Source organism: Castellaniella defragrans (genome assembly GCF_014203015.1).
GTDB classification, from domain to species: domain Bacteria; phylum Pseudomonadota; class Gammaproteobacteria; order Burkholderiales; family Burkholderiaceae_B; genus Castellaniella; species Castellaniella defragrans.
On sequence record NZ_JACHIB010000008.1, the window covers coordinates 178,104 to 185,887 of the forward strand.

The 7,784-nt window shown below is 72.0% G+C and carries 6 protein-coding genes; 1 reads left to right on the forward strand and 5 read right to left on the reverse strand.

Annotated elements, in window-relative coordinates:
• Positions 1 to 18: 18 nt before the first annotated feature.
• The 5 genes from HNR28_RS08590 to mdlC all read right to left on the reverse strand — a co-directional run bounded on the left by HNR28_RS08590 (position 19) and on the right by mdlC (position 6,608).
• The gene (locus tag HNR28_RS08590) at positions 19 to 1,350 is read right to left on the reverse strand and encodes a TRAP transporter large permease (RefSeq protein ID WP_151025016.1); all 1,332 of its coding nucleotides are present in this window, start codon (positions 1,348 to 1,350) and stop codon (positions 19 to 21) included.
• The gene (locus HNR28_RS08595) at positions 1,347 to 1,910 is read right to left on the reverse strand and encodes a TRAP transporter small permease (protein WP_151025015.1); all 564 of its coding nucleotides are present in this window, start codon (positions 1,908 to 1,910) and stop codon (positions 1,347 to 1,349) included. The genes HNR28_RS08590 and HNR28_RS08595 overlap by 4 nt, the downstream gene beginning before the upstream one ends.
• Positions 1,911 to 2,062: 152 nt before the next feature.
• Complete coding sequence (locus HNR28_RS08600; RefSeq protein ID WP_151025014.1) at positions 2,063 to 3,463, reverse strand: FAD-binding oxidoreductase; 1,401 nt, start codon at positions 3,461 to 3,463, stop codon at positions 2,063 to 2,065.
• 10 nt (positions 3,464 to 3,473) lie between these two features.
• Positions 3,474 to 4,925, reverse strand: a complete 1,452-nt coding sequence (locus HNR28_RS08605; protein ID WP_184142763.1) for an aldehyde dehydrogenase — start codon at positions 4,923 to 4,925, stop codon at positions 3,474 to 3,476.
• Between the two features lie 54 nt (positions 4,926 to 4,979).
• A complete protein-coding gene (gene mdlC, locus HNR28_RS08610; RefSeq protein WP_184142766.1) occupies positions 4,980 to 6,608 on the reverse strand; it encodes a benzoylformate decarboxylase in 1,629 nt (542 codons plus the stop codon).
• 163 nt (positions 6,609 to 6,771) lie between these two features.
• Here mdlC and HNR28_RS08615 point away from each other — a divergent pair, with 163 nt between their 5' ends.
• The gene (locus HNR28_RS08615; RefSeq protein WP_151025648.1) at positions 6,772 to 7,665 is read left to right on the forward strand and encodes a LysR family transcriptional regulator; all 894 of its coding nucleotides are present in this window, start codon (positions 6,772 to 6,774) and stop codon (positions 7,663 to 7,665) included.
• Positions 7,666 to 7,784: the final 119 nt, after the last annotated feature.

The following is a 7,784-nucleotide window of genomic DNA, read 5'->3' on the forward strand; positions in this document are numbered from 1 at the left end:
CGCGCGCACGCACCGCGGCTACAACGCCCCGAACGTCCTGACCAGCACCAGCGCCAGGCTGGGGAACAGCACCAGCGCCGCGATCCGGATGAAATCCGACGCCAGGAACGGCAGCACGCCCTTGAAGGTGTCCGTCAGGGGGACGTCCTTGGCCAGGCGGTTGATGATGTAGACGTTCATGCCCACCGGCGGGTGGACCAAGCCGATCTCCACCACCATGAGCGCCAGGATGCCGAACCAGATCGACTTGTCGTCGTGGCCCATGCCGTAGAAATCCAGCTCCATCACCATCGGGTAGAAGATCGGGATGGTCAGCAGGATCATGGCCAGCGAATCCATGACGCAGCCGAGAAAGATGTAGACCAGCAGGATGGCGACGATCACCAGGAACGGCGACAGGCCGCTCCCCTGCACCCAGGAGGCCAGTTCGGCCGGCAGCTGCGACAGGGCCAGGGCCACGTTCAGCATGTCGGCGCCCAGCAGCACCAGGTAGATCATCGCCGTCGCCTGGGCCGTGCCCAGGGCGCTTTCCAGCAGGCCCCGCCAGCGCAGGCCGCCCGAGGCCACGGCGATCACGCCGCAGGCGGCCGCGCCGATGGCCGCCGCCTCGGTCGGGGTGGCCCAGCCGGCGTAGATGCCGACGATGACGATCACGAACACCGCCAGCACCGGCCCGACCTGGACCAGAGCCCGCAGGCGTTCCGGCCAGCCGACCCGCGCGCCGGCGGGGCCCATCTCCGGATGCCGGCGCACGATGATCTGGATGACGATCATGTAGCCGATCATGGCCAGCAGACCGGGGATGACGGCCGCCATGAAGAGCTTGCCGATGGACTCCTGGGTCAGGATGGCGTAGATGATGAGCGGCACGGACGGCGGAATCATGATGCCCAGCGTCCCGCCCGCGGCCAGCGTGCCGGTGGCCAGGCTGCCGGCGTAGCCGTAGCGGCGCAGTTCGGGCAGCACCACCTGCCCCATGGTGGCCGCGGTCGCCAGGGAGGACCCGCAGATGGCGCCGAAGCCCGCGCAGGCGCCCACCGCCGCCATCGCCACCCCGCCCCGCCGGTGGCCGATGAAGGCGCTGACGAAACGGAACAGGCTGCGGCTCAGCCCGCCGTGCGTGGCGAACTGCCCCATCAGCAGGAACAGCGGGATCACCACCAGGTCGTAGTTGGACAGGCGGGCATACGCGAGGTTCTTCAGCGAGGCCATCAGCGGCGTCCAGCTGCCCGTCAGCCAGGCGTAGCCGCCGGCGCCGGCGACGAACATCGAGATGCCGATGGGGATGCGGATCACCATCAGGGCGAGCAGCGCCGCGAACATGATGAAGCCGATGGTCATGCCGCTCATGGCCGGACCTCCCCGCCGGAGCGGGCGGCCCGCAGGTGCAGACCGCACATGTAGAGGCCGGCCGCCGCCATCAGGACGAAGCCGGGCACCATGGCCGCCTGGGCGACCCACACCGGCCAGCCCAGGATGGCCGAGGTCTCGCCCGCCTCGCGCAGGGCGGCCGCGCCCACGCCGGTGCGCCAGGCGATCAGCGCGCCGAACAGCCCCACCAGCAGGGAGCCGAGGGCGTCCAGCCCGTGGATCACGCCGGGCCGGGCATGCGCGGTGAAGAAATCCACCTTGACGTCGCCGCCTTCGAGGTGGCAGAAGGCGAAGAAGGCGGCCGAGGCGGCGGCCGCCACCATCATCAGCACCTCCATGTCGCCGGGCACCGGCATGGCCGCGAGCTTGCGCCCGACGATGGAAATCAGCGACATGGCGACCAGCGCCACGAAGGCCAGGCCGCCCAGGGCCGCGAGCGCCTTGGATGCGGCGTGCAGGGCCCGGCCGAACGGCCCGAACCGGTGCGTGTGGGGTCCTGGCGGGGCTGCCGCCGCGTCGTCTGCCGGGTGCGTATGCATGTCGTCTCCTGCTCCGTCTCTTGTCCGTCTCTGAGTTCGTGTTCCGTCCGTGTCGCGTCGGTCCTTCGGGACGGCTCTCGCTCCGGTTTTCGCCCCGGCTGCCGATCCGTCCCGTGGCCGGGTGCCGCCGCCATGCGGCGGCCGGCGCGGGCTCAGCCTTCCGGTTCCGGCAGCACCTTGCCGGGGTTGAGCAGGCCCAGCGGGTCCAGGGCCGCCTTCAGCGCGCGCATCGCCGCCAGCTCGGCCGCGCTGCGGCTGTAGCCCAGATAGGGCCGCTTGAGCACGCCGATGCCGTGCTCGGCCGACACCGAGCCGCCCCAGTCGCGCACCAGCCCGTAGACGACCCGGTCGATGTCGGGCTCGGGAAAGGGATCCTCATCGACCTTGACACCGATGTGGATGTTGGAATCGCCCACGTGGCCGAAGAACACGGTCCGCGCCCCGGGCCAGCGCTTTTTCACGGCGCGCGTGCAGGCCTGGATGAAGCCGCCCAGATCCCCTGTCGGGATGCTGACGTCGTAGCCCGCGTGCGGCCAGAAGATCCGCTGCAGTTCGCCCGAGGCGTCGCGGATCGACCAGAGGGCCGCCACGTGCGCCTCGGACTGGGCGATGACGACGTTCTGCACGACGTCGGACATCAGGGCCTCGCCCAGCACGGCCTCGAAGCGCGCCTGGTCGGCCCGCGGGTCCGTGCCCATCGACTCCAGCAGCACGTAGGCGCCGTGGCCGTGCGGCAGGGGCGTGGGCAGCGAAGGCAGGCTGGAGGTCACCAACTGGTAGAAATCGGGCCACATCAGCTCGAAGGCCGCCAGGTGCGGCCCCAGGCCGGCACGGGCGTGGTTCAGCAGACGCACCACGGCGTCGTAGTCCGTCAGCGCGCACAGCGCCGTGCAGCGGCTGCGCGGCTGGGGAAACAGGCGCAGCACGGCCCGCGTGATGACGCCCAGCGTCCCCTCGCTGCCGATGAACAGCTGCTTGAGGTCGTAGCCGGTGTTGTTCTTCAGCATCTTGTTCATCCCGCTGAGCACGGTGCCGTCCATCAGCACGGCCTCCAGCCCCAGCACCAGGTCGCGCGCCATGCCGTAGCGCAGCACCCGGTTGCCCCCGGCATTGGTCGACAGGTTGCCGCCGATGCGGCACGAGCCGCGCGCGCCCAGGTCCAGGGGAAACAGGAAGCCGGCGCCCTGCGCCGCCTGCTGGATGGTCTCCAGGGGAACGCCCGCCCCGACGGTCATGGTCGCCGCCGCCGGATCGATTTCCTCGATGGCGTCCAGCCGCTCCAGGCACAGCACGACGCAATCCGGCACCGGCAGGGCGCCGCCGGCCAGGCCCGTGCGCCCGCCCTGGGGCACGACCGGCACGCGGGCCGCATGGCAGGCGCGCAGGACGGCGGACACCTGGGCGGTATCGGCGGGGCGCACCACGGCCAGCGGCCGGCCCGGCGGCGTCCTGACCATCCAGTCGCGCAGGTAGCGGTCCTCGATCGCGTCGCCCGCCAGGCAGTGGGCCGCGCCGACCGCCGCGCGCAGGGCTTCGATGACGTCGTTCGCCATGGCGCGGTCCTCAGAACGGATAGGCGCGGGGCGAGGTCTGGACCGTCACCCAGCGGACCTCGGTGAAGGCCTCGATGCCGGCGCGGCCGCCGAAGCGGCCGTAGCCGCTGTCCTTGACGCCGCCGAAGGGCATCTGCGGCTCGTCGTCCACGGTGGCGCTGTTGATGTGGCAGATGCCGGACTGGATGCGGCCGGCGACGCGCAGCGCGCGGGCGACGTCCGCGCCGATCACGGCCGCGGACAGGCCGTAGGCGCTGTCGTTGGCGCAGGCCACGGCGGCGTCCTCGCCGGCCACGCGCACGATGGCCTTGACCGGTCCGAAGGTCTCCTCGGCGTAGATGCGCATGTCGGGCGTGACGTGGTCCAGCAGGGTCGCGGCCATCAGGGTGTCCTCGCTCCTGCCGCCGCACAGCAGCGTCGCGCCCTTGGCGAGCGCGTCGTCGATCATGTCGTTGCAGCGCCGCACGGCGGACATGTCCACCAGCGAGCCCAGGACCACCGGTCCCTCGCGCGGATCGCCCACCGGCAGGGCGCGGGCCTTGTCGGCCAGGCGGCGGACGAATTCGTCGGCGACGCGCTCGTCGACGATGATGCGTTCGGTGGACATGCAGATCTGGCCCGAATTGGCGAAGGCGCCGAAGGCCGCGGCGTTGACCGCGCAGTCCAGGTCGGCGTCGTCGAGCACCACCAGGGGCGCCTTGCCGCCCAGCTCCAGCACCGCCGGCTTGAGATGCCGGGCGCACAGCTCGCCGACGATCCGCCCGACCCGGGTCGAGCCGGTGAAGTTCACGCGCCGGGTCGCCGGGTGGCCCACCAGCGCCTCGACGACGGCGGGGGCGTCCTCGGGCGCGTTGGTGACGAAATTGACCACGCCGGCCGGCAGGCCCGCTTCCCGCAGCGCCTCGACGATCAGGCCGTGGGTGGCCGGGCACAGTTCCGAGCCCTTCAGCACCACGGTGTTGCCGCAGGCCAGAGGCGTGGCCACGGCGCGCACGCCCAGGATGACGGGCGCGTTCCAGGGCGCCATGCCCACCACCACGCCGGCCGGCACGCGCAGGCCCATGGACAGGCTGCCCGGCACGTCGGACGGGATCACTTCGCCGCCGATCTGCGTGGTGAGCGCCGCCGCCTCGCGCAGCATGCCGGCCGCCAGGTGGACGTTGAAGCCGGCCCACAGCGCGGAGGCGCCGGTCTCGGCCGCCATGGCGGCGCTGAAATCGGCGGCGCGGGCCTCCAGCGCCTCGGCGGCGCGGTTCAGCAGGGCGCGCCGTTCGCCGGGGCCGGTCTGCGACCAGGCGCCGAAGGCCCCGGCGGCGGCCTGCACGGCGGCCCGGGCGTCCTCGGGCGTGGCGGCCGGCGCCGTGGTGGCGACGCCGCCGTCGAGCGGATTGCGGCGCTGGAAGGTCTTGCCGCCGGCGGCCGGGCGGCGCTCGCCGCCGATCAACAGGGAAATCGTGCTCATGATGTCCTCCTCGATGGAGATGGAAACGGAATGCGGGCGCCGGGCCGAGCGGGCTCAGGCCACGTCGATTTCCAGCAGGAACGGCACGGGCGCGGACAGGGCCGTGCGCAGCGCGCCGGCCAGCGCGCCCGGATCGGAGACGCGCGCGGCCTCGCAGCCCAGACCCCGGGCCACGGCGACGAAATCGATGTCGGGCAGATCGACGCCGTACAGCGGATCGGCGGCCGTGAAGCCGTAGACCGGCGCGAATTCGCGCAGGGCGGCGTAGCCGCGGTTCTTCAGGATCAGGAAGGTGATCGGCAGCTTCAGCTGCGCGGCGCTCCACAGCCCCTGGATCGAATACAGGCTGGAGCCGTCGCCGATCAGGCCGATGACCTTGCGGCCCGGCTTGCCCAGGGCCACGCCGACGGCGGCCGGCAGGCCGAAGCCCAGGCCGCCGCTGCACATGGTGTAGAAGGTCTCGGCGCGCAGGATGGGCAGGTGGCGCTGCATCACCGGCCGCGCGCTGGGCGCCTCCTCGACCACGATCGAGTCCGGCGCGCGCGTCTCGGCCAGCGTCTGCAGCACGTAGGCGACCGACATCGGCGACGCCGGCTCGGCGCGGGGCGCGGGGGCGCGGCGCGGCGGATCGTCGCGCCGGGGCGGCATCGGCCGGTCCAGCAGGTCGCGCACGGCCGCGCGCACGCTGCCCAGCGCCGCGGTCCCGGTCGGCGCCCAGGCGAGCGTGTTGGGGTCGTCGACGATCTGGGCCAGCTCGCTGCCGGGCGGGATGTGGGGGCCTTCGCCCTCGATGTGGTAGGCGAAGGCCGCCGCGCCCAGGGCCAGGATGAAGTCGTGGCCCGACAGCAGGCCGACGATGCGCTCGCGCGCGGCGGGCAGGAAGCCGGCGAACAGGGGGTGGTCCTCGGGAAAGCCGTTGCGCCCCGACATCGGCGCGGTCCAGACCGCCGCGCGGTGGCGCTCGGCCAGCGCCACGACCTCGTCCCAGGCCTGGTCCCGGTCCACCGCCGCGCCCAGCACGAAGGCCGGCCGCCGCGCGGCGTCCAGCCGCTGGCCGATGCGCTCCAGCAGCGCGGCGTCCGGGCGGATCGAGCGGCTGACGCGGCGCGCCCGCACGGGCTCGCACAGGCGCCCCCAGTCGTCGGCGGGCACGGACACCAGCACCGGCCCGCATGGCGGCTGCATGGCCATGTAGCAGGCGCGCGCGATGGCCAGCGGCACGTCCTCGGCGCGCGCCGGCTCGATGCTCCATTTGACGTAGGGCTTGGGCAGCTCCGTCGCCTGGCTGGAGAACAGGAAGGGATCGAAGGGCAGGATGGCGCGCGACTGCTGCCCCGCCGTGATCACCAGCGGCGTGCGGTTCCTGTAGGCCGTGAAGATCGCCCCCATGGCGTGCCCCACGCCGACCGCCGAATGCAGGTTGACGAAGGCGGCGTTGCGGGTGGCCTGGGCGTAGCCGTCGGCCATGCCGACCGCGACGGATTCCTGCAGCCCCAGGACGTAGCGGAAATCGGCGGGGAAATCCAGGAACAGCCCCAGCTCGGTCGAGCCCGGATTGCCGAACAGGGTCGTCATGCCGAACTCGCGCAGCAGGTCCGTCACGGCCCTGCGCACCGTCACCCGGCCCGCCTGCGATTGCCCCTGCGCCTGCGCGCGCGCCGCGTCCTGCGCCACGTCTTCCATCCTGTCGTCCTCCGGGCCCCGGGCGGGGCCTGTCTTCGTTCGTGCAGCGGTCCGCCGGAGGGCGGACTTTGCTTCACTTCTATTCATTCGAGACATGATGGAATCGGGCGGGATATAAATCAATAAAATGGATTTAATATTTTTTATTAGCCATACTAATGATATGAAGCTCGACCTGAACCTGCTGCGCGTGTTCGATGCGATCTACACGGCCCGCAACGTCAGCCGCGCGGCCGCCGCGCTCGACCTGACCCAACCCGCCGTCAGCCAGGGCCTGACCCGGCTGCGCAACCTGATGGGCGATCCGCTGTTCGTGCGCGCCGCCGGCGGGGTCGCGCCCACGGCCCGCGCCCAGCGCATGGCGCCGGCCATCCAGGAGGCCCTGCGCGCGCTGGAAAGCGCCGTGCGGGACGCCTCGGGCTTCGATCCCGCCCTGGCGGAGCGGGTCTTCCGGCTGCACATGACCGACATCGGCGAGGACCAGTTCCTGCCCCGCCTCATCACCACGGTGCGGCTGCGCGCGCCGCGCACCCGCATCGAGACCATGCGGGTGCCGCTGGCCGACCTCGGGCCCGCCATGGACCAGGGCCGGGTGGACCTGGCCTTCGGCTTCCTGCCCGGCCTGAAGTCCATGCGCTCGGCCATCCTGTTCCAGGACCGCTACATCATCCTGATGCGCGCGGGGCATCCCTTCGCGCGCCGCCACGGCACGCGGCTGCGCGCGCTGGACGCCATCCAGGCCCTGGACTTCATCACCGTGCGCACGCACGCCTATACGCGCACGACGCTGGAAGCCCTGCACGCGGCCGACCGGGTGCGGGTGACGACCGAGCATTTCATGGCGCTGCCCGCCCTCATCGAAGCCACCGACCTGGCCGTCATCATCCCGCGCAACATCGCCCTGTCGTTCGCGCCGCGCGGCGGCTACGCCATCATCGAGGCCGACCTCCCGCAGCACCAGTTCGACGTCGGCATCCACTGGAGCCACCGCTACGACAAGGACCCGGCCAACCGCTGGCTGCGCGGCGTGGCGCTGGAGCTGTACCGGGAAGATTGAGCGGGACCGGGGGCGGACGCGCCGCCTAGCCTGGACATTTCGTCAGCAAGCCTGGTGAAGTGATTTTCGGGTGGTCAGGCTGCTCCGGCGACGCGGCGGCGGGGATCGGCGGCATGGGA